This window comes from Enterococcus sp. DIV2453a (genome assembly GCF_050533535.1).
GTDB lineage: Bacteria > Bacillota > Bacilli > Lactobacillales > Enterococcaceae > Enterococcus > Enterococcus faecalis.
In genome coordinates, this window is sequence record NZ_CP172899.1 from 1,019,050 (window position 1) to 1,040,267 (window position 21,218).

Annotated in this window: 24 protein-coding genes; 22 read left to right on the plus strand and 2 right to left on the minus strand. The window is 37.1% G+C overall.

All coding sequences use genetic code 11. The annotated features are described in order from the left end of the window. Positions 1-122 precede the first annotated feature (122 nt). The 11 genes from IGK03_RS05140 (at position 123) to IGK03_RS05190 (ending at position 9,147) form a co-directional block, all read left to right on the plus strand. Positions 123-1,415, plus strand: a complete 1,293-nt coding sequence (locus tag IGK03_RS05140; RefSeq protein ID WP_002357969.1) for a UDP-N-acetylglucosamine 1-carboxyvinyltransferase — start codon at positions 123-125, stop codon at positions 1,413-1,415. Further along, positions 1,412-2,704 (plus strand): transcription termination factor Rho, encoded by a 1,293-nt coding sequence (rho, locus tag IGK03_RS05145; protein ID WP_002357968.1) that lies wholly within the window; start codon positions 1,412-1,414, stop codon positions 2,702-2,704. The genes IGK03_RS05140 and rho overlap by 4 nt, the downstream gene beginning before the upstream one ends. Before the next feature lie 99 nt (positions 2,705-2,803). Further along, positions 2,804-3,073, plus strand: coding sequence for a type B 50S ribosomal protein L31 (locus IGK03_RS05150; protein ID WP_002357967.1), 270 nt, complete (start codon positions 2,804-2,806; stop codon positions 3,071-3,073). A gap of 316 nt (positions 3,074-3,389) precedes the next feature. Continuing rightward, positions 3,390-4,502 (plus strand): teichoic acid biosynthesis protein TagB, encoded by a 1,113-nt coding sequence (gene tagB, locus IGK03_RS05155; RefSeq protein WP_430602537.1) that lies wholly within the window; start codon positions 3,390-3,392, stop codon positions 4,500-4,502. After that, positions 4,492-5,238 (plus strand): WecB/TagA/CpsF family glycosyltransferase, encoded by a 747-nt coding sequence (locus IGK03_RS05160; protein ID WP_002360559.1) that lies wholly within the window; start codon positions 4,492-4,494, stop codon positions 5,236-5,238. The genes tagB and IGK03_RS05160 overlap by 11 nt, the downstream gene beginning before the upstream one ends. Continuing rightward, complete coding sequence (locus IGK03_RS05165) at positions 5,239-5,832, plus strand: hypothetical protein (protein WP_002378200.1); 594 nt, start codon at positions 5,239-5,241, stop codon at positions 5,830-5,832. A gap of 52 nt (positions 5,833-5,884) precedes the next feature. Continuing rightward, positions 5,885-6,295: a glycerol-3-phosphate cytidylyltransferase gene (tagD, locus tag IGK03_RS05170; protein ID WP_002384695.1), complete on the plus strand. Its 411-nt coding sequence runs from the start codon at positions 5,885-5,887 to the stop codon at positions 6,293-6,295. A 138-nt stretch (positions 6,296-6,433) separates the two neighbouring features. Next, complete coding sequence (locus tag IGK03_RS05175; RefSeq protein ID WP_010713509.1) at positions 6,434-7,498, plus strand: DUF916 and DUF3324 domain-containing protein; 1,065 nt, start codon at positions 6,434-6,436, stop codon at positions 7,496-7,498. Further along, positions 7,491-7,703: a hypothetical protein gene (locus IGK03_RS05180; protein WP_002357965.1), complete on the plus strand. Its 213-nt coding sequence runs from the start codon at positions 7,491-7,493 to the stop codon at positions 7,701-7,703. The genes IGK03_RS05175 and IGK03_RS05180 overlap by 8 nt, the downstream gene beginning before the upstream one ends. 226 nt (positions 7,704-7,929) lie before the next feature. Continuing rightward, positions 7,930-8,808, plus strand: a complete 879-nt coding sequence (gene scrK, locus IGK03_RS05185; protein WP_002357964.1) for a fructokinase ScrK — start codon at positions 7,930-7,932, stop codon at positions 8,806-8,808. A gap of 90 nt (positions 8,809-8,898) precedes the next feature. Continuing rightward, positions 8,899-9,147: a YtxH domain-containing protein gene (locus tag IGK03_RS05190; protein ID WP_002357962.1), complete on the plus strand. Its 249-nt coding sequence runs from the start codon at positions 8,899-8,901 to the stop codon at positions 9,145-9,147. 57 nt (positions 9,148-9,204) lie between these two features. On the opposite strand, the gene nfsA is transcribed toward IGK03_RS05190, so the two are convergent. Together nfsA and IGK03_RS05200 are read right to left on the minus strand one after the other, a co-directional pair. Next, positions 9,205-9,939 carry an oxygen-insensitive NADPH nitroreductase gene (nfsA, locus tag IGK03_RS05195; RefSeq protein WP_002360554.1) on the minus strand — a complete coding sequence of 245 codons (735 nt, stop codon included), beginning with the start codon at positions 9,937-9,939 and terminating at the stop codon, positions 9,205-9,207. Positions 9,940-10,022: 83 nt separating this feature from the next. After that, positions 10,023-10,481, minus strand: coding sequence for an S-ribosylhomocysteine lyase (locus IGK03_RS05200; protein ID WP_016617202.1), 459 nt, complete (start codon positions 10,479-10,481; stop codon positions 10,023-10,025). Positions 10,482-10,687: 206 nt separating this feature from the next. Here IGK03_RS05200 and IGK03_RS05205 point away from each other — a divergent pair, with 206 nt between their 5' ends. The 11 genes from IGK03_RS05205 (at position 10,688) to yycF (ending at position 21,214) form a co-directional block, all read left to right on the plus strand. Continuing rightward, the gene (locus IGK03_RS05205; protein ID WP_010823592.1) at positions 10,688-11,755 is read left to right on the plus strand and encodes an aspartate-semialdehyde dehydrogenase; all 1,068 of its coding nucleotides are present in this window, start codon (positions 10,688-10,690) and stop codon (positions 11,753-11,755) included. Positions 11,756-11,788: 33 nt separating this feature from the next. Continuing rightward, positions 11,789-12,661 (plus strand): 4-hydroxy-tetrahydrodipicolinate synthase, encoded by an 873-nt coding sequence (gene dapA, locus IGK03_RS05210; RefSeq protein ID WP_002361644.1) that lies wholly within the window; start codon positions 11,789-11,791, stop codon positions 12,659-12,661. Positions 12,662-12,691: 30 nt separating this feature from the next. Continuing rightward, a complete protein-coding gene (locus IGK03_RS05215) occupies positions 12,692-14,380 on the plus strand; it encodes a ribonuclease J (protein WP_002375145.1) in 1,689 nt (562 codons plus the stop codon). Positions 14,381-14,504: 124 nt separating this feature from the next. Continuing rightward, positions 14,505-15,887: a bifunctional metallophosphatase/5'-nucleotidase gene (locus IGK03_RS05220; protein WP_202334800.1), complete on the plus strand. Its 1,383-nt coding sequence runs from the start codon at positions 14,505-14,507 to the stop codon at positions 15,885-15,887. 34 nt (positions 15,888-15,921) lie between these two features. Further along, positions 15,922-16,551, plus strand: a complete 630-nt coding sequence (locus IGK03_RS05225) for a YutD family protein (RefSeq protein ID WP_002377795.1) — start codon at positions 15,922-15,924, stop codon at positions 16,549-16,551. A 5-nt stretch (positions 16,552-16,556) separates the two neighbouring features. Next, positions 16,557-17,327, plus strand: a complete 771-nt coding sequence (locus IGK03_RS05230; protein WP_002357953.1) for a TIGR01457 family HAD-type hydrolase — start codon at positions 16,557-16,559, stop codon at positions 17,325-17,327. Next, positions 17,315-17,968 (plus strand): TIGR01906 family membrane protein, encoded by a 654-nt coding sequence (locus IGK03_RS05235; RefSeq protein WP_002396099.1) that lies wholly within the window; start codon positions 17,315-17,317, stop codon positions 17,966-17,968. Before IGK03_RS05230 ends, IGK03_RS05235 begins: the two co-directional genes overlap by 13 nt. Before the next feature lie 126 nt (positions 17,969-18,094). Beyond that, positions 18,095-18,664, plus strand: coding sequence for a DUF1836 domain-containing protein (locus tag IGK03_RS05240; protein ID WP_002361647.1), 570 nt, complete (start codon positions 18,095-18,097; stop codon positions 18,662-18,664). After that, complete coding sequence (locus tag IGK03_RS05245) at positions 18,657-19,517, plus strand: DegV family protein (RefSeq protein ID WP_010823595.1); 861 nt, start codon at positions 18,657-18,659, stop codon at positions 19,515-19,517. The genes IGK03_RS05240 and IGK03_RS05245 overlap by 8 nt, the downstream gene beginning before the upstream one ends. Positions 19,518-19,634: 117 nt before the next feature. Next, positions 19,635-20,336, plus strand: a complete 702-nt coding sequence (locus tag IGK03_RS05250) for an MIP/aquaporin family protein (RefSeq protein WP_052133323.1) — start codon at positions 19,635-19,637, stop codon at positions 20,334-20,336. Between the two features lie 173 nt (positions 20,337-20,509). Continuing rightward, positions 20,510-21,214, plus strand: a complete 705-nt coding sequence (gene yycF / locus IGK03_RS05255) for a response regulator YycF (protein ID WP_002357947.1) — start codon at positions 20,510-20,512, stop codon at positions 21,212-21,214. Positions 21,215-21,218 lie beyond the last annotated feature (4 nt).

Sequence of the window (21,218 nt, forward strand, 5' to 3'; positions counted from 1 at the left end):
TTTGTTATTTTTTCATTCTATTAAAATACCTGAGAAGTTTTCTTTTTTCTTAAGCTTGATTATGATAGAATGATTGGGTAGTTTATTTAGAAAACGTATATTACAGATAGGTGAGAATATAAATGAAAAAAATTGTAATCAATGGGAATCGTCCATTAAAAGGCGAAGTAACCATTAGCGGCGCTAAAAATAGTGTGGTCGCTTTAATTCCAGCTGCTATTTTAGCAGATTCGCCCGTGACTTTAGATGGCGTTCCTGACATTCAGGATGTTCACTCATTAATTGAAATTTTAGAAATTATGGGTGCTAAAATTACTTTTGAAAATAATACATTAATTATTGACCCAACAGAAGTTGTTTCTGTGCCAATGCCAAAAGGAAAAATCAATAGCTTACGTGCGTCCTATTATTTTATGGGCTCACTTCTTGGTCGATTTGGGGAAGGCGTTGTCGGCTTACCTGGCGGTTGTTACTTAGGCCCTCGTCCAATTGATTTACATATCAAAGGATTTGAAGCATTAGGCGCTCATGTAACCAACGAACATGGGGCGATGTACTTGAGAACAGACGAAGCTGGCTTACAAGGAACACGAATTTTTATGGATATGGTATCTATTGGCGCTACAATCAATGTCATGTTAGCCGCAGTTAAAGCCAAAGGCAAAACGATTATTGAAAATGCTGCGCGTGAGCCAGAAATTATTGATATTGCTACATTATTAAATAACATGGGTGCAAAAGTCCGAGGAGCTGGAACGGACGTTATTCGGATTGAAGGTGTCGAAGAATTACATGGTTGTCGTCACTCGATTATTCCAGATCGAATTGAAGCTGGGACTTATTTAGCTATGGCAGCAGCTATGGGTGAAGGAATCAAAGTTCGAAATGTTATTTATGAGCATTTAGAAAGCTTCATTGCGAAATTGCAAGAAATGGGCGTTAAGATGACAATTGAAGAAGACATGATTGAAGTTCATCCGTCACATGATCTGAAAATGACGACGGTGAAAACCTATCCGTATCCTGGTTTTGCCACAGACTTGCAACAACCGTTAACGCCATTACTTTTAAAAGCGCAAGGAACTGGTGAAATTATTGATACGATTTATGCTCAACGAAATAAGCATATCCCTGAGTTAGTGCGGATGGGGGCTGATGCTTCGGTTGAAGGCAATATGATTATTTTAAATGGCCCAAATCAATTACATGGTGCAGAAGTAGTCGCCTCTGATTTACGGGCAGGTGCGTGCCTAGTCACTGCCGGCTTGATGGCTGAAGGTACGACCACAATTTATAATGTAGAATATATTTTACGTGGGTACGACCACATTATCGAAAAGTTAACTGCTTTAGGCGCTGATATTCAAATGCTAGAAACCGAAGAACAAGAAGGTCCGTTTGAGGTGGATCAATGAGCGACTATTTAACAATGGCTGAATTGGAAAACAGTACGTTAAAAGATATTTATGCGTACGCGAAAGAGTTTAAAATTCCTTATTATAGCCAAATGAACAAAAAAGAATTGTCTTTAGCTGTGATTCGTGCACAAGCTGAGAAGCAAGGGTTTTTCTTCATGGAAGGAATTTTAGATATTGTTTCTCAGGATGGTTATGGCTTTTTGCGGCCAATTAATTATGGACCAAGTGCAGAAGACATTTATATTTCTTCTTCTCAAATTCGTCGTTTCGGATTGAGAAATGGGGACAAAGTAGCTGGCAAGGCGCGTCCGCCAAAGGAATCAGAACGTTACTATGGACTCATGCATGTTGAAAGTGTCAATGGGAAAGATCCTGAAGAAGCGAAAGAGCGGCCACATTTTCCAGCGCTAACACCGTTGTATCCTGAAAAACAATTAACGTTAGAAACAACGGCTGGCAGATTATCAACACGAATGATTGATGTATTTGCCCCAATTGGTTTTGGGCAACGTGGTTTAATTGTAGCGCCGCCAAAAGCGGGAAAAACAAGTGTTTTAAAGGAAATTGCTAATGGGATTACAGAAAATCATCCTGATGTGGAATTGATTCTGTTGTTAATTGACGAGCGTCCTGAAGAAGTGACTGATTTAGAGCGAAGCGTTAAAGGCGATGTGGTTTCTTCAACTTTTGATCAACAACCACAAAATCATACGCGAGTTGCTGAATTGGTTCTGGATCGAGCAATGCGCTTAGTTGAAGACAAACGGGACGTAGTTATTTTAATGGACAGCATCACTCGTTTAGCAAGGGCCTATAATTTAGTGGTCCCGCCTAGTGGTCGAACCTTAAGTGGCGGAATAGATCCAGCTGCGTTTTTCAAACCTAAACGATTTTTTGGTGCTGCTAGAAATATCGAAGAAGGGGGCAGTCTAACTATTTTAGCCACAGCATTGGTGGATACAGGTAGCCGAATGGATGATGTCATCTATGAAGAATTCAAAGGCACAGGCAATATGGAGCTCCATTTATCTCGTGAATTAGCAGAGCGCCGTATTTTCCCAGCAATTGATATTAAAAAATCAAGTACGCGAAAAGAAGAGTTGTTAATGACACCAGAACAACTAGAAGAAACGTGGAAATTGAGAAATAATATGTCAGGAGACTCGCTGGAATATACGGATCAATTCATAAAAATGTTAAAACGGACCCAAAATAATCAACAATTATTTGAAGTTTTCCATGATGTTTCGTTTGGCAAACAAATTAAAAGAAATCCAAAAAGATAATTGCATACCAACTGAAAACATGGTAAGATAGCATTGTTGTATACCGACAAAATAACTCTGATACAGCAAATGGATCAGGGCAAAGGAGCGAAAAAACGTATGAAACAAGATATCCATCCAAATTACCAACCAGTAGTATTCATGGATTCAACAACAGGTTTCAAATTCCTTTCAGGTTCAACTAAAGGATCTTCAGAAACTGTTGAATGGGAAGATGGCAACACTTATCCATTATTACGTGTTGAGGTTACTTCAGACTCACACCCATTCTACACTGGTCGTCAAAAATTCACACAAGCCGACGGACGTGTGGACCGTTTCAACAAAAAATACGGTCTCAAAGACGAAAACGCAAATCCAGACGCATAGTCTTTCAAAACATTGTTATGACAAGGTTTATAGAGGTTTTCCACTGTGGTGGGAAACCTCTATTTTTGTTGGATAGGCAGTTTTAAATTCAGAGAAATTATTTAAATATTATTTTATTTAACTGAAAGTATAGCTAGTCCGTATACCGTATAATTTAAATTATTTGGATAGTATACATATTGTAAAGTGCAATTGTCTTTTTAGAATCTTTAAGGTATAATTTGTTTTAATGAGTTTATATGTAAGCTTTTTCTTTTTAAAGACTTTGATCATATCTTTTTTATAAGAAAACTATTGGTTGTGAAAGGATATAAAAGTGCTAAAACAATTGTACTTAACAGTATTAAGACGGAGACCATACAAACATAAAAAAGTAAAAATTGTGTACATAATGAGTTTCCCAAGAAATGATGGACATTTAATTGAACAATTAGAACAACAATATCACGGAATGATAATAGTACTTTATACAAAAAATTGTCAATCATACGCAGCATCCTTAAATCAAAAAGGCATAAAGACGATACTTTTTGATAAGAAAACTTTGTTGATTACAACGGCGATTTCATACTTGAAGTCAGCGCCGTTAATTTTTGTAGATAATTATTTTCCAGAATTGGCAATTTTAAAAAAAAAGCAAGTAGTTATCCAATTATGGCATGCTAATGGGGCTTTAAAACAGTTTGGCTGGGGTGCTTATCACACGAAACATAGAAGTAGCAAGGATCAAATCAGGTTTCAAAAAGTTTACGATAAAATGAATTATTTTATCGTTAATTCACTAAAAATGGAAGCAATTTTTAGAAACAATTATCGTCTCGAGAATGCTCAATTTTGTCATTTTGGTTCGCCGCGTCTTGCTTATCTTGAAAAATTAGAGGTAGGAGAAACAAATCAGAATAATAAAGTTTTATATGCACCAACTTACCGAGAGGGAATGAATGAAATGATGCTTGTGATAAATCAAGCAATAAAGGCTTTTTCTGCTATGCCAAATTTTCATTTTTATATGAAATTACATCCATCAATCCAGTTAGATGCCATTGAACTACCGAGAAATGTTTCTATTTGGGAAAAGCATATTTTTGAAAGCTTTAGTGAAATAGGCTACTTGATTACTGATTATTCGAGTGTGGTCTTTGAATACATGCATGTTAAAGAGCAACCGAATATTTTATTTTTTTGTCCAGATTTAGAAAAATATGCATTAAATCCTGGAATTGAGCCTGATTTTTTTGAATATTTACCAGGACCGTTAGTTGAAAATGAAAAACAGTTGATTGTGGCATTGTCAAATTTTTCAATAAATAGTTATAAAGATAATATTGCTAGAATTAACGAAGAATGGAATCAATATCAGTCAAAAGAGACCATTAATAAAATAGTAGAGTTGGTAGAGAGAATCTTGGGGGGATTTTGTGAAAAGTAAGGTACGCACTGAATATATTGGGGGATTACCAGTTGACGTATTAACACATCAAGAAATTATGGATGACTTAGAAAGTTATCTCAAAGCTAAAGAGAAAATGATTGTAACTAGCGTTAATCCGCAGATTTCATTGTTAGCATTTGAACATCCAGAAGTTAAGTTATATTTGAAAAGAGCAACTCATCGGATTGCAGATGGGATAGGTGTGGTCAAGGCATCGAAGCTAATGGGTGGGTCTATTCGTGAAAGAGTTACAGGAATTGATGTCATGGATAATTTTTTAGAGTATGCAAATCAACATAAGGAACGAATCTTCTTGTATGGTGCAAAGCAAGAAGTAGTTGAAGCAGCAGCTAAAAATATTCAACGACAATATCCAGGGATTGTTATTAGCGGTATTTTACATGGCTATACAAAGAAAAAACAGCAAGAAATTGTGGAACAAATTAACAAAGCTGAACCAAGGTTTGTCTTTGTAGCATTAGGTTCACCGAAACAAGAGATTTTTTTGGAACAAACAATTGATCACCTGACAGCTAATGTATTTTTAGACGTAGGCGGTACTTTTGACGTATTAGCTGGATCAGTAAAAAGAGCGCCAGAATTTTATATAAATCACAATTTGGAATGGTTATATCGTTGTTTGACAATGAAGAGATACGATCGGTTAATGCAAATTCCTAAATATATTTATTTGACTATTAAGTATCGGAACAACAAGTCTAGGGGGCAGTAAATGATTATTTTGTTTATTTGGGAAAATGACGTAGACACAACTTTTTATATCGTGAAAATAGAGAAAGATGAGAAGTTCATTTTACGAGTACCACCTATTCACAAACTAAGTAAATTTGTTCAAAATAATCAATGGAATAGTTTGATAGAAGAATTAAGAAAATTGTCTTCATATGAAGTAACTGAGTACATAATTATAAAAAAAGCAATGCTTTTTTCGTATCTTTTTGAAGACGATAAAGAAATTGTTATTTCAAATCAAAGCGAGCGGCATCTAATAGATCAAAATGGCAAAGAATGGTTTTTACCAAAAGGAAAAGTTGCTGTAAATCAAGAGGTGCTTTCAGAATATCTTCGTTTTAGTCATTCAGATGCTGAACGTTCATTTGAGCATCAGGAACACATTTTTCGTTTAACGAAAATTAAATTATTAAAAGATAAAAATCCGTTAAAATTGCAAAAGCAGTTAAAGCAATTAAAAAAAGCTACAACAACGTCTTTCTCTATAAAATCTCTGAGTAAGTTATTACTAATCTATACTGCTACAGAAAATAAAAAATTTGATCGAAAAACCATCAAAGTCAATCAAGAGTAGCCTTTTTTCTATTCACAAAAATTGATAATTAACGAAGAAATATCAAAGTACAATGGAGGTTTTTATGAAAAAAATACTTACTTACGGCACATTTGACCTCCTGCACTATGGTCATATTAATTTGTTGAAAAAAGCGAAACAACAAGGGGACTACCTGATTGTTGGACTTTCAACAGATGCTTTTAATTTAGAAAAAAAGAAACAAAGTTATTTTTCATATGAAAAACGTAAACAATTATTAGAGGCAATTCGTTATGTTGATTTAGTTATTCCTGAAACTAGTTGGAAACAAAAAGTTTCCGATATTGCTGAATTTAAAATTGATACTTTAGTCATGGGCGATGATTGGCAAGGGGCTTTTGATTTTCTAGAAGTTGAAACAACCGCAAAGGTTCTTTATTTGCCACGAACGCCAGAAGTATCAACCACACAGATAAAAAAAGAATTATATTATAGTGAATAATAAAAAGTCTCCTTGGTATTTTTCAAGGAGACTTTTTTCAAGATTATCCTTCCCAAAGGACAAAGATTGATCAGCATTGTTTCGCTGGTTTGTTAGACTAGTAGGTACATTCAGCTTTATAAAGGAGATCTTGAAGAAATGAGTAGAAAAAAAGTCGGTGTTTTCTGTCTATTTCTGTTTTTCACATTTTTTATTATTGTTCCAAAAGTAGAAGCTACAGAAGAAATGAAGACTAAATTTACAGTAACGCCTGTTTTACCAGAAAATCAAGTGTCAGGAACATCTAGTTATTATGATTTAATTCTGGCACCAAAGCAATCTTCCACTATTGTCTTAGACATAAAAAATAAGACAGACGAAAAATTGTCCATCGTATTGACTCTAGCAAATGCATCAACAAATGATAATGGGTTGATTGTGTACAATGATTTTGATAAACCACTTGATTCATCGTTAAAGGTTCCGCTGACAGACTTGGTTACTTTAGAAAATGAGGAAGTGAGTGTGCCGCCTCATCAAACAGTATCAGCAAAGATGAAGGTGAAGGGACTTGATCAGCCTATCAAAGGAGTTGTTTTAGGCGGGGTTTATGCGCATCTCAAAGATGAAAAAACAGAGGAAGAGAACCAAACAATGGGATTAACCAGTCGCTACGGGTTTAATGTTGCGATTGCCATGAGGAGTGCTGAGAATGCTCCTTTAACAGAGGTGAACCAACTGAAATTAGTGAAAGTAACACCTACAATTGCTTTAGGGGCCAAATCACTAAAGGCGGTCATTCAAAATCCGTATGCTGCTATTTTTCCAGAAGTTCGTTTAGAAGGTCAAGTGATAAAAAAAGGATCCTCTAAAAAAATTGCACAACGGACACTAAAAAATGTTCGCTTTGCCCCAAATAGTTCCATGAATTTTCATCTTGATTTGGGCAAACAACCGCTAGATGCTGGGACTTATATATTTACAGGACGTGCTATTTTACAACAAGATGAACAACAGTCTTGGCCTTTTCAACAAGAATTTACGATTAACACTCGTGAAGCAAAAAAATTGAATCAAGAAGCTACGGTCAAATGGGTCCTACCTACATGGTGGTTACCGACTTTCTACACGTTGTTAGTAATCACAATTGGGGCAATTTATAGTGTCATTTGGCGCAATAATTATCAAAAAACAAGCGAAAAGGAGAGTGAGAATAATGGCTAGTTGGTTTTGGTTGTCTGGCGGTTTAGCGGTCATTTGTTTTATGTTTTTCCTCTTTTCTTTGCTGACTAGTATGAGTTTTATTCAGCATGCAAAAGAACCCAGAAGTATTCTAAAAGAAACGCTTTTGAGTTGGTTAATGCTTTTACTTAGTGGTGGGTGGATTACAATCGGACTATTGTTATATTTTTCGCTAAAGAATCAATAAACAAAAAACGAGCATTCATTGTTAGATAACCGTGAATGCTCGTTTTTTTGTTTTAGGAAAATGCTCTTTAGCAACTTGCCAGATTTCATTGGGCAACCTGACTGAAATTGTTAAATTGTTCTGTCGAAACGACAAAAAAGTGGTAAACTAAACGTGTATGTTAGTTATTTAATCAAAAGTAATGTATCCGCTTACTTATAAAATGGAAACGAAGGAGCATATTGCAATGACAGAAAAACTTTTAGGAAGTATCGAAGCCGGTGGCACAAAATTTGTATGTGGCGTTGGGACAGATGATTTGACCATTGTGGAACGTGTCAGTTTTCCCACAACAACCCCAGAAGAAACAATGAAAAAAGTAATAGAATTTTTCCAACAATATCCTTTAAAAGCGATTGGGATTGGTTCGTTTGGTCCGATTGATATTCACGTTGATTCTCCTACGTATGGTTATATTACTTCTACACCAAAATTAGCTTGGCGTAACTTTGACTTGTTAGGAACTATGAAACAACATTTTGATGTGCCAATGGCTTGGACAACGGATGTGAATGCTGCGGCATATGGTGAGTATGTTGCTGGAAATGGGCAACATACATCTAGTTGTGTATATTATACAATTGGAACTGGTGTTGGCGCTGGAGCGATTCAAAACGGTGAGTTTATTGAAGGCTTTAGCCACCCAGAAATGGGGCATGCGTTAGTCCGTCGTCATCCTGAAGATACGTATGCAGGAAATTGTCCTTATCATGGAGATTGTTTAGAAGGGATTGCAGCAGGACCAGCAGTTGAAGGTCGTTCTGGTAAAAAAGGTCATTTATTGGAAGAGGATCATAAAACTTGGGAACTAGAAGCTTATTATTTAGCACAAGCAGCGTACAATACGACTTTATTATTAGCGCCAGAAGTGATCATTTTAGGTGGCGGCGTCATGAAACAACGCCATTTGATGCCGAAAGTTCGTGAAAAATTTGCTGAATTAGTCAATGGATACGTGGAAACACCGCCTTTAGAAAAATACTTGGTGACGCCTCTTTTAGAAGATAATCCAGGAACAATTGGTTGCTTTGCCTTGGCAAAAAAAGCTTTAATAGCTCAAAAATAACCATTTATTCGCAGTTCATGCATTATATTTGAAGGAAATGGCTAAGAATGATACTCTTATTATGTAATTAATTATTTAGGAGGGATTAGCATGGCAGATTTAAAAGGACGTTTTGACGATGCAAAAGATAAAGTAGAAGGTACTGCAAAAGAAGCGCAAGGCAAAGTTACGGATGATAAAGGCAAAGAACTTGAAGGAAAAGCTCAATCAACCTTTGCTGACGTAAAAGACAAAGCACGTGATGCCGGCGACGACCTTAAAGAAGGCGCTGAAAAATTAACTGATAAAGTTAAAGAAGGCTTTGAAGACTTAAAAGACAAATTTAGTAAAGATAAATAAAAATTAACAAAAGAGCGTGGGCTTACGTTATTTCAACGTAAGCCCACGCTCTTTTGTTTAGACATCAAATCCTTGTTTTTGCAAGAAAATTTTTACTTCTGGGCGACGATTATAAGAAAAATAGGACAAAGATTTCTGTGACCAATCCGCTGTTTGGGCGTTACTTGAGCGGCTGGCATAATAATCTTTTAATAATTCATCATATGTGTGCATATCTGTCAATTTGTCTGATTGGTAGTGATTTTCGCTTAAAATATTTTCAAAAGGCATCCGTGGTTTTACACCATTTAACGTTTCTGGTACACCGATTGTTAATCCGAAAAGTGGTACAGTTAATTCAGGCAAAGATAAGCGTTTGGCTACTGTGTCTAAGTCATTTCGAATGCCGCCAATATAACAAATCCCTAAATCCATAGATTCAGCCGCAATGGCCATGTTTTGCGCAGCAATCGTTGTATCAACGGCAGCTACTAATAATGATTCTGGTGTCTTTAAGGGTTCCAATGATTGCCCCTCTTTTGACAAAATCGTTGCATGACGATACAAATCAGCAACAAAAACATAGAACACACCAGTGTTAACGACATAGTCTTCACAATTCGCTAAACGTCCCAATTCTCTGCGTAGCTCAGGATCTTTGATTTCTATAATTGTATAAGCTTGTAAAAAATTGGAGCTTGATCCTGCTTGAGCTGCAGTAATTAACTGTTGTTTCTGCTTGTCCGTTAACGCTTGCTTTTTAAAATGACGAACGGAACGGTGACTTAGTAATTGTTCGATTGTTTGATTCATAAAAAACCTCCGTTTAAATTAAGAAAGAGAACAGAAAAACCCACAGCTTAATAGTGGGTTTCTCTGTCGTTAATTGCTAAAGATTACAGAATACGTTCAAATGGATCTAAACTAATTCCTTGGTCTAAGACAATTTTTGCATATTCTTTCGCTGCAAATAAAGAATGATCTTTGTAGTTTCCACACTCTTTTGCAGAGACTGCTGGAACAACTTCTGTATTGATTACTTTGTTTAAAACGTTGACTAATGCATCACGGATTTCTTGTGGTGAATGTTGATTCCACATAATCATATAAAAACCAGTGCGGCAACCCATTGGCGAAATGTCAATGATTCCTTTTAATTCATCACGCATGTTAACTGCTAATAAATGTTCCAACGTGTGTAATGCGCCTGTTGGTAGGGCATCTTTGTTTGGTTGTAAGAAACGTAAGTCATATTTTTCGACTAACGCATCACCATTTTGTTCTGTGCCAGCAAGGCGAACATATGGTGCTTTTACTGTGTTGTGATCTAATTCAAAACTTTCTACGCGTGCCATGAAATTTCGCTCCCTTTATAATTAAATTCGTTTTAACTATAACAAATTTAAGTCAAAAGTCAATGGATAGTCCTTTGATGGGTAATAGTTTTAAAATATCATGGGAAAATAAAAAAATCATTTTTTTGACTATGTAGGTTTTTTCAATACTATGGTAAAATAGGACAAGTAGCTTTTACAAGAAGGTAAGAGGGGAGTATGAAAATATGGGAAAAGAATATCATGTTGCCGTGGTAGGAGCAACAGGTGCTGTCGGGACAAGAATGATTGAATTGTTAGCAGAAACAAGTTTGCCAATTGCCAGTGTGAGGTTATTGGCGTCTAAGCGTTCTGCTGGACAAGAGATTCAGTTTAAAGGACAACCTCTTATCGTGGAAGAATTAGTCCCGGAATCATTTGAAGGAATCGATTTAGCATTATTTAGTGCTGGTGGGGGTATTTCCGAAAAGTTTGCACCAGAAGCAGTTAAGCGCGGAGCTGTCGTTGTTGACAACACTAGCCATTTTAGAATGGCAAAAGATGTTCCTTTAGTTGTTCCAGAAGTGAATCCGGAAGCCTTGAAAAATCATCAGGGAATTATCGCAAATCCCAATTGTTCTACGATTCAAATGATGGTGGCCTTGGAACCAATTCGGCAAGCGTTTGGCTTAGAACGAATCATCGTTTCAACGTATCAAGCTGTGAGTGGCGCAGGTATCCGTGCAATTAATGAGCTAAAAGAACAAGCCGAAGATTTTTTAGAGGGAAAACCTGTCAGCGAATGGTCAGCTGAAATTTTGCCAGCTGGCAGTGACAAAAAACATTATCCAATTGCTTTTAATGCGTTACCTCAAATCGATGTTTTTTCAGAAGCAGGGTATACCTACGAAGAATGGAAAATGATGAATGAAACAAAAAAAATCATGGGAGACAACAAGCTAAAAGTCGTTGCTACCTGTGTCCGTATTCCGGTAATTTCAGGACATTCTGAATCTGTTTATATAGAAGTGAAACAAGCAGATGCATCGGTCTCAGCCATCCAAGAATTAATGGCTCAAGCTCCAGGTGTAATTTTGCAAGATGAGCCAAGTGAACAACTATATCCACAAGCGCTAAATAGCGTCAACCAGAAAGAAACATTTGTCGGCCGTATTCGTCAAGACGTTGACGTGAAGAACGGTTTCCATTTATGGATTGTGTCAGACAACCTATTAAAAGGAGCTGCTTGGAACTCGGTCCAAATTGCTGAAACGCTACACGAAATGAATTTGCTTCGTGTACCTGAAAACGACTAGAAGGTTTGTATTGTATACTCGGGAGGGAATAGGATGGATTTAACGAATGCAACAATTATTACGGCAATGGTTACGCCGTTTCAAGAATCGGGAGAAATAGATTTTGATAAACTACCGCAATTGGTAGACTATTTATTGGCCAATCATACAGAAGGCGTTATTTTAGCAGGAACAACTGGTGAATCACCCACGTTAACTCATGAAGAAGAATTACAATTATTCCAGCGAATTATTGAACTGATCGATGGACGTATTCCGATTATTTGTGGTGTAGGTACGAATGATACACGTGACTCAGTCGCTTTTGTGAAAGAGTTAGCGACAATCGCTGGTATCGATGCTGTTTTGGCGGTTGTTCCTTATTATAATAAACCAAATCAAGAAGGTATGTATCAACATTTTAAAACCATCGCAGAAGCAAGTGAACTACCAATTATTTTATACAATGTTCCTGGTAGAACGGCTGCATGTCTAGAAGTGGAAACTACTTTGCGCTTAGCACAATTGGAAAAAATTGTGGCGATTAAAGAATGTGCAGGGTTAGATGCAATTACTGAGTTGATTGAAAGAGCGCCAAAAGACTTTCTAGTGTATACTGGAGAAGACGGGTTGGCTTTTGCCACCAAGGCACTTGGCGGACAAGGGGTTATTTCGGTAGCCAGTCATGTCTTCGGTTCGTCAATGTATGAGATGTATCAAGCGCTGGAGCAGGGGAACTTGCCGGAAGCGGCTAAAATTCAACGACAGTTATTACCAAAAATGAACGCCTTGTTTTCAGTGCCTTCGCCGGCACCCGTGAAAGCGGCCTTAAATCATTTAGGTATTCCTGTTGGAAATTTACGTTTACCTCTAGTTGCTTGTACACCAGAAGAAGAGCAAAGAATTATTCGCACGTTAGAGATTTAAAGAACGTGTAATCATAGAGAGGTGAAAAGAGTGAGTACAATAAAAATCGTTCCATTAGGCGGCGTTCGTGAAAATGGAAAAAATATGTACGTTGCTGAAGTGGAAGATGAAATTTTTGTACTGGATTGTGGATTACAATATCCAGAGAACGAACTTTTAGGAATTGACGTTGTCATTCCGGATTTTACGTATTTAGAAGAAAATAGTGAACGAATTGCAGGGGTCTTTTTAACACATGGCCATGCAGATGCAATTGGGGCCTTACCGTATTTGCTTTCAAAAATTCAAGTGCCTGTTTTTGGGACAGAATTAACGATTGAACTAGCAAAACTAAGTGTCAACAGTCATGCGGAAACGAAGAAATTTAAAGATTTCCATGTGATTGACCCGCATACAGAAATTGATTTTGGTCAAGCAACGGTGAGCTTCTTTAAAACAACGCACACCATTCCAGATTCGATTGGTGTTAGCATCAAAACAAAAGAAGGCAACATTGTTTATACTGGTGATTTTAAATTTGATCAAAGTGCGATTGAGATGTATCAAACCGATTATGGCCGTTTGGCTGAAATTGGGAAAGAGGGCGTCTTGGCGTTACTTAGTGATTCATCAAATGCTGAAAACCCAGTCCAAGTTGCTTCCGAAGCCCAAATCGCTGATGAAGTGTTCGATACGATTCGCTATTGGGAAGGACGAATCATCGTGGCATGTGTGGCAAGTAATTTGCAACGGGTTCAACAAGTATTGAATGCAGCGGATCGTTCTGGTCGTAAAGTCGTTTTGACAGGCCAAGATTTTGAACGGATTATTCGGACGGCGATGAAATTAGAAAAATTACAATTGCCAAGTGAAGATCTATTAGTGAAACCAAAAGAAATGAAAAAATATGCACCCGAACAGTTATTAATTTTAGAAACAGGCCGAATGGGAGAACCTATTAAGTCACTTCAAAAAATGGCTAATAATACACATGGTGTCGTTCGAATTGAAGAAGGCGATTTAGTTTATATTACGACAACGCCAACAACGGCCATGGAAACAACGGTTGCCAAAACAGAGGATATTGTCTATCGGGCCGGTGCTACGGTGAAGCAAATTTCCGACAATTTACGTGTGTCTGGTCACGCTAATCCGAATGACTTGCAATTGATGCTGAACTTAATGAAACCAAAATATTTCATTCCTGTCCAAGGTGAATACCGCCAGTTAGCTGCGCATGCGGACTTAGCACACGAAATTGGCATGCCTTATAAAGATATCTTTATTACAGGTCGTGGGGACATTCTAGAGTATACAAAAGGTAGAATGTCGGTAGCTGGCAGCACAACGGCCGAAAATATTATGATTGACGGAATTGGTGTCGGCGATATTGGTAATATCGTTTTACGAGATCGTCGTATTCTTTCCGAAGATGGTATTTTTGTGGCTGTTGTGACAATTAATCGCCGAGAAAAACGAATTGTTTCACCAGCTAAAATTACTTCTAGAGGTTTTGTTTACGTTAAAACAAGTAAAGACCTAATGAAAGAAAGTAGCAATATTGTTACAGAAATTGTTGAAAAGCATTTAGAAAGTGACGATTTCGAATGGAGCAAACTGAAACAAGAAATCCGCGAAAACTTAAGCCGTTATTTATTTGAACAAACCAAACGTCGTCCTGTGATCTTACCAGTTATCATGGAAGCGACGCAACGCAAGCGTCCCAAAAATAACGCATAGTTCGTCCTGATAAAAGCAGGTGATTTTAGGAGAAATTCTTCTAAAGTCATCTGTTCTTTTTTGTAACTTTCTTCTATAAATATGGTACTATTAATCAGAGCGCTGAATAAAGGAGGCGATTTTAGTGGAAGAGATTGTGTTGTTCCATACCAATGATCTTCATTCTCACTTTGAAAATTGGCCCAAAATACGGCGTCTGGTTAAAGCCAAACGTTCGCTGTACCAAAAAGAGGGCAAAACAGTCGTAACCATTGATTTAGGTGACTTTTCAGATCGGTGTCATCCTTTGACCGAAGCAACAGATGGTCGAGCAAATGTAGCTATAATGAATACATTAGCGTATGACCTGGTTACAATTGGAAATAATGAAGGAATCGGCAATTCAAAGAAACAATTAGAGCATTTATATGATCAGGCAACATTTGAAGTGGTCTTAGCTAATTTAGAAGATCCAAAAACCCAAACGTTACCAGATTTTTGTCAAGCATATAAAATTATGACAACTAAAGAAGGCACGAAGTTAGGGTTTATTGGCTTAACCGCACCATTTCCTTTAACGTATAATCCCAATGGCTGGACAATCAAACAAGTGGAAGCAGTCCTTCCTCAACTGATTACAGAAGTTGCGCCTCAATGTGATGTTCTCATTTTGCTTAGTCACTTGGGGATAGATACTGATTTTATGATTGCGGCGAATTATCCTGAAATTCAAGTGATCTTAGGTTCCCATACACATCATTTATTTAAAGATGGGGAAAAAATTAATCATGTGCAACTAGCAGCTGCTGGCAAATATGGACAGTATATTGGTGAAGTGCATCTGTTTGTGGATGCCGACACGAAGCAAGTCACAAGTTATGCGAAAACGATTGAAACAGCAAGTTTAGAAGAGCAAGCAACTGAGGCCAAGGAAATTGCGGGTTACTTAACGGAAGGTCATCGACTATTGCAAGCGCAGCAAATTGCACAAATCCCTGAAACCTTGTCAACGGACTTACGGCAACCGCATGCCTTTATAACTGTTGCCTTGAAGGCGTTAAAAGAAGCGGGGCAGACCGAAGCGGCTGTGTTGAACAACGGGTTATTTTTAGCAGATTTACCAGAAGGAATAATCAATGCAGACCAATTACATGAGGCCTTGCCTCATCCAATGCATTTAATCAAGGTTACCTTGAAAGGGTCAGACATGAGCCGCTTGATTCGTGAAATGGAAAAAAGTCGTCAATTTCTGCGGAAATTTCCGATTCGCGGGATGGGCTTCCGCGGGAAAATTTTTGGCGAATTATGTTATGATGGGATTCGTTTTGAGCAAAATAGCCAGACCGTTTTTTGGCAAGGGAAACCTATTCAGCCAGAGCAGAAGTATACGCTGACAACAGTGGATCACTTTCAATTTGTTCCGTTTTTCCCAACGATTGAGTTAGTTGGAGAAGTCGAATTTTTATTTCCAGACGTTTTAAGAACTGTCGTGGCGAACTATCTGCATGCCCACTATCCAATCAAATAAAAACAAGGTATAATAAAAACTAGGTGGTGAAAAAATGACAGACAAAAAGACAACCGAAAAAAAAGAAACAGAAACTGCTGCAACCTTTACAGAAGAACTAACAGCAGTTCTTGAAGAAATAAAAGAAGAACCTGTAAAAGAAAAGAAAAAAGGGGAAATTGTCACCATTGTGAATGAAACAGATATTCAAATTGGTGAAAGAGAGTACCGAATTGTTAAAAATCATCGTGATGCCTTTGATCCTGAACGCTTAGGTGAACGATTTAGTGAAGTATTAGCGCGTTATGATTATATCGTAGGAGACTGGGGCTATGAACAGTTACGCTTGCGTGGCTTTTTTGATACTTCTAATCGTCGGGCAGCGCCGGATCAACGCATTGATACACTAGAAGACTATTTGTATGAATATTGTAATTTTGGCTGTGCCTATTTTGTAATTGAACGAACAGGGGAACGTAAAGAAAAAACAACGCATCGTCGTCGTCGCCATAAAAAGAATAATCGTTCTAACGCGTTTGTCGAGGAAAAGAGTGCGCCCGCTAATAAAAATAGCAAGCCAGTGATTCGTACGCGAAAAGAAGAAAATAAAAAAACGACTACACCCAAACAGCCTAGTTCCAAAAAATCTGGCAAAGGCTTTACGATTCGTCAACGTGAGGAGTAAACAGAGTGAAAAAAGACTATCAAGGATATTTAATTGATTTAGATGGAACGATTTATTTAGGAAAAGAACCAATTCCAGCCGGAAAACGTTTTGTCGAGCAGTTACAGGAAAAAGATTTGCCTTTTTTATTTGTAACGAATAATACCACTAAATCTCCTGAAACAGTGGCACAACGTTTAGCAAATGAATTTGATATTCATGTCCCAGCATCCCTTGTTTATACAGCGACTTTAGCGACGATTGATTACATGAAAGAAACCAATCGAGGCAAGAAAGTCTTTGTCATCGGCGAGGCTGGTTTAATTGACTTAATTTTAGAAGCAGGTTTTGAATGGGATGAAACAAATCCTGATTATGTTGTCGTGGGACTTGATACAGAATTATCTTACGAAAAAGTGGTTTTAGCTACCTTAGCCATTCAAAAAGGGGCGTTGTTTATTGGGACCAATCCAGATAAGAACATTCCGACAGAAAGAGGCTTATTACCTGGTGCAGGTTCAGTTGTGACGTTTGTGGAGACAGCTACTCAAACAAAACCAGTTTATATTGGCAAACCAAAAGCGATTATCATGGAACGAGCGATTGCGCATTTAGGCGTGGAAAAAGAGCAAGTAATTATGGTTGGAGATAATTATGAAACCGATATTCAATCAGGGATTCAAAATGGTATTGATAGCTTGTTAGTTACATCAGGTTTTACCCCTAAGTCAGCTGTTCCAACTTTGCCAACGCCACCAACCTATGTTGTTGATTCCTTAGATGAATGGACTTTTTGAGTATGATGAGGTCGAAATTGCGTTTAAGGGAAACGCTTGGACTCATTTGTTTGTTTTTAACGATTGTGGCTTTAAGTATCACGATCACGATTAATTTTCGTCCATTGTATCTTTTTGATATCCAACACTTAAATATTTTAAAAGACGTAGAGGTTGATCGTGTGACCTTGATTAAAAATTACGATCATTTAATGATGTACTTAAACAATCCTTTTGAAAAAACATTAGTATTTCCTGATTTTCCAATGTCTGATAGCGCGGCTTTTCATTTTTATGAAGTGAAAAAATTGTTTTTATTGTGCTATGGCGTATTACTAGTTACGTTGATGCCTAGTGTCCTTTATTTAAAATATTTGGTAAAAAATCAGCGTTTATGGACATTGATACGGCCATTTCAGTGGGGAATGTTTTTGCCTGTGCTTTTTGGCTTTTTCATGCTGATTGGCTTTGATCAATTTTTTATTGCGTTTCATGGATTATTTTTTAACAACGATGCTTGGTTATTTAATCCGCTGACTGATCCGATTATCAATGCCTTACCTGAAGCTTACTTTATGCATTGTTTTATCTTGTTTTTTGTTTTATTAGAAGGCCTGTTTTTGATAGGTATTTTAATCGGAAAACGTTCTTTAAAAAAATAAAGAGAGAAAAGTGAACAATTCCAAAATTGCTCGCTTTTCTTTTTTATTAAATCTAGTTTTAAAAACTAGATTGAATAATTGTCAAAAGTATGATATTCTTTTTTAGAAATGGTTAGGAGGGTTTTTATGGACGAGATAGAAAAATCACTACAAGATTGGGGCCAACAATTGGAAAACGTTCATTTGCCAAGATGGCATGAGTTACCAGATATTGAATTATATATGGATCAAGTGATTACTCTGATAGAAAAATACTTATCCCCATTGATTACACTGGAAAAACATACTTTGTTAACGTCATCGATGGTTAATAATTATGTCAAACACGGGTTAATCCCGGCCCCAGTGAAAAAGCGCTACAATCAAAAGCATTTAGCGTTTTTAATTGCGATTACGTTGTTGAAACAAGTGTTAACATTGCCAGAAATTAAGCAAGGCATTTTATTCCAAGGAGCTACGGTTGGTATTCGTGAAGCGTACAATTTATTTTGTCAAGAACAGGAACGAGCGATTTATGTGATTGCTGCTCAAGCGCAAGAAAAAGAAGTTCAGGCCAAATCACAAGAACCTATGGGGATTGAATATTTGGCTGTAAAAGCAGCGACAATGTCTTTTGCTACTAAAATGTTTAGTGAAAAAGTGATTGAATTGGAACAAGAATACTTAAAAGAAATGGATGAGATGACACATGAATAAAGAAAAGATCGCACTACTGGTTGATTCTGGGACAGATGTTCCAGAGGCATTAGTCAAACAATACGGCATGTATGTCTTGCCTTTACAGATTATTTATCCTGAAAAAACCTATACAGATAAGGTAGATATTACACCAGAAGAAGTGTATCAACGTTTAGAGAAAGAAATCCCTAGTACTTCATTACCAGATGGTGCAACAATCCAAGCTATTTTTGACAAAATTAAAGAAGCGGGTTACGAAAAAGTCTTAGCGGTGACCATTTCTAGTGGTTTAAGTGGAACGTATAATGTGGTTCGCTTGCTTGGAGAACAAACCGAAGGACTAGATGTATTTGTTTTAGATACAAAGAACATTGGTATCGGGGCTGGCATTCAAGCGATTCGAGCAGCAGAATTAATTGAAACAGGATTAGGATGGCAAGAATTACAACAAAAATTAACAGAAGAAGTAGCCAACGCAAAAGTATTTTTTAATGTAGCCACTTTAGAATATCTACAAAAAGGTGGACGAATTGGTTTAGTCACTTCTATTTTAGGGAATGCGCTAAAATTAAACCCCATTATTTCTTGTAATGAAGAAGGCATTTACTATACGGTGGCTAAGTCTCGCGGCCGTAAAAAAAGTCTTGATAAAACGTTTGAGTTGGTGAAGAACTTTATAGGCGAGGCACCCCGTTTTCGTTTGGCAGTCGCTCACGGTGCGGCAGAGGAAGAAGCAAAAGCAATGATGGAACGCTTGAAAGCGGCTTTTCCACAAGCAGAAGAAATTTACTTTGGAACGATTAGTCCGGCATTAGTTGTTCATACAGGACCAGGACTTTTAGGTGTTGGTATACAGTTATTAAATGATTAATTAAATGAAAAATCTCCTCAAATTTTTTTGAGGGGATTTTTCATTTAAGATTTCTCTTTTTCATAGAAATATCATTTTACTGAAAAAACAACGAAAATTATATTGAAAATTTCACGAATGTGTTACAATTTGTCTACAAAGGGGGAATTTTTTGTGAAAAAAGCAATAGCAGAATGTTTAGGAACATTTATTCTTGTCTTTTTTGGGACAGGAACAGCCGTTCTAGGAAATGGTATGGAAGGGATTGGAACAACGGGGATTGCCTTAGCATTTGGGTTAACAATCGTTGCTGCTGCCTATAGTATTGGCACAATTTCAGGTGCACATCTAAACCCAGCTGTTTCTATAGGAATGTGGCTTAATAAACGAATAACAACAATGGAACTAATCTACTATGTAGTGGGACAAATTGTTGGTGGCTTGATTGCCTCATTTGCATTATTAAGCATTCTAAAAGGTGCTGGTAAAAGTATTGAGAACTTAGGTCAAAATGGCGTAGGGGAATTAAGTGTTGCTGGTGCATTGACAGTCGAAATTATTTTAACATTTATTTTTGTTTTAGTTGTCATGACAGTTACAAGTGCTAAGAAAGGCAATGCTTCATTAGCAGGAATCGTAATTGGGTTAACACTAACAATGATTCACTTAGTCGGTATTCCTTTGACAGGAACTTCTGTCAACCCAGCTCGTAGCATCGCGCCAGCCGTTTTTGCGGGTGGTTCAGCGTTATCTGAGTTGTGGATTTTTATCGTTGCGCCATTAATTGGTGGATTATTAGCCGCTCTTGTAGCAAAATTCATCTTAGATACGGAAGAATAGATTAGCGGAAGAAGAATCTTTGATAACAAGCGTCAATTGTTGTCAGAGATTCTTTTTTTGTTATACTAGGAGAACCTGAAGGCGCATTTTTAGCTAAAGATGAAAACATCATCAAAATAAGGTATAATAGGAAAGTATCAAATAAGATTAGAAGGAAAAAGAGGTGTCTCTTTGTGAAGAAAATTTTAGTAGTTGATGACGAGAAGCCAATTTCAGAGATCGTTAAATATAATTTGGTTAAAGAAGGATATGAAGTATTTACTGCTTATGATGGAGAAGAAGCACTTGAAAAAGTGGAAGAAGTGGAACCAGACTTAATTATTTTAGACTTAATGCTCCCTAAAATGGATGGCTTAGAAGTCGCGCGAGAAGTGCGCAAAACACATGATATGCCAATCATTATGGTGACTGCAAAAGATTCTGAAATTGATAAGGTTTTAGGATTGGAATTAGGAGCCGATGACTATGTAACGAAACCATTTTCAAATCGTGAATTAGTTGCTCGTGTCAAAGCCAATTTACGGCGAGGTGCAACCAATGCGAAAGAAGCCGAGGTGACAACACAATCTGAATTAACGATTGGTGATTTAACCATTCATCCTGATGCATACATGGTCTCAAAACGGGGTGAAAAAATTGAATTAACCCACCGTGAATTTGAGTTACTTTATTACTTAGCAAAACATATCGGACAAGTGATGACTCGTGAACATTTATTACAAACCGTTTGGGGTTATGATTATTTTGGGGATGTGCGGACAGTGGACGTAACCGTACGTCGTTTAAGAGAAAAAATTGAAGATAGTCCAAGTCATCCAACGTATTTAGTTACTCGTCGTGGGGTTGGTTATTATCTAAGAAATCCTGAACAGGAGTAATCAG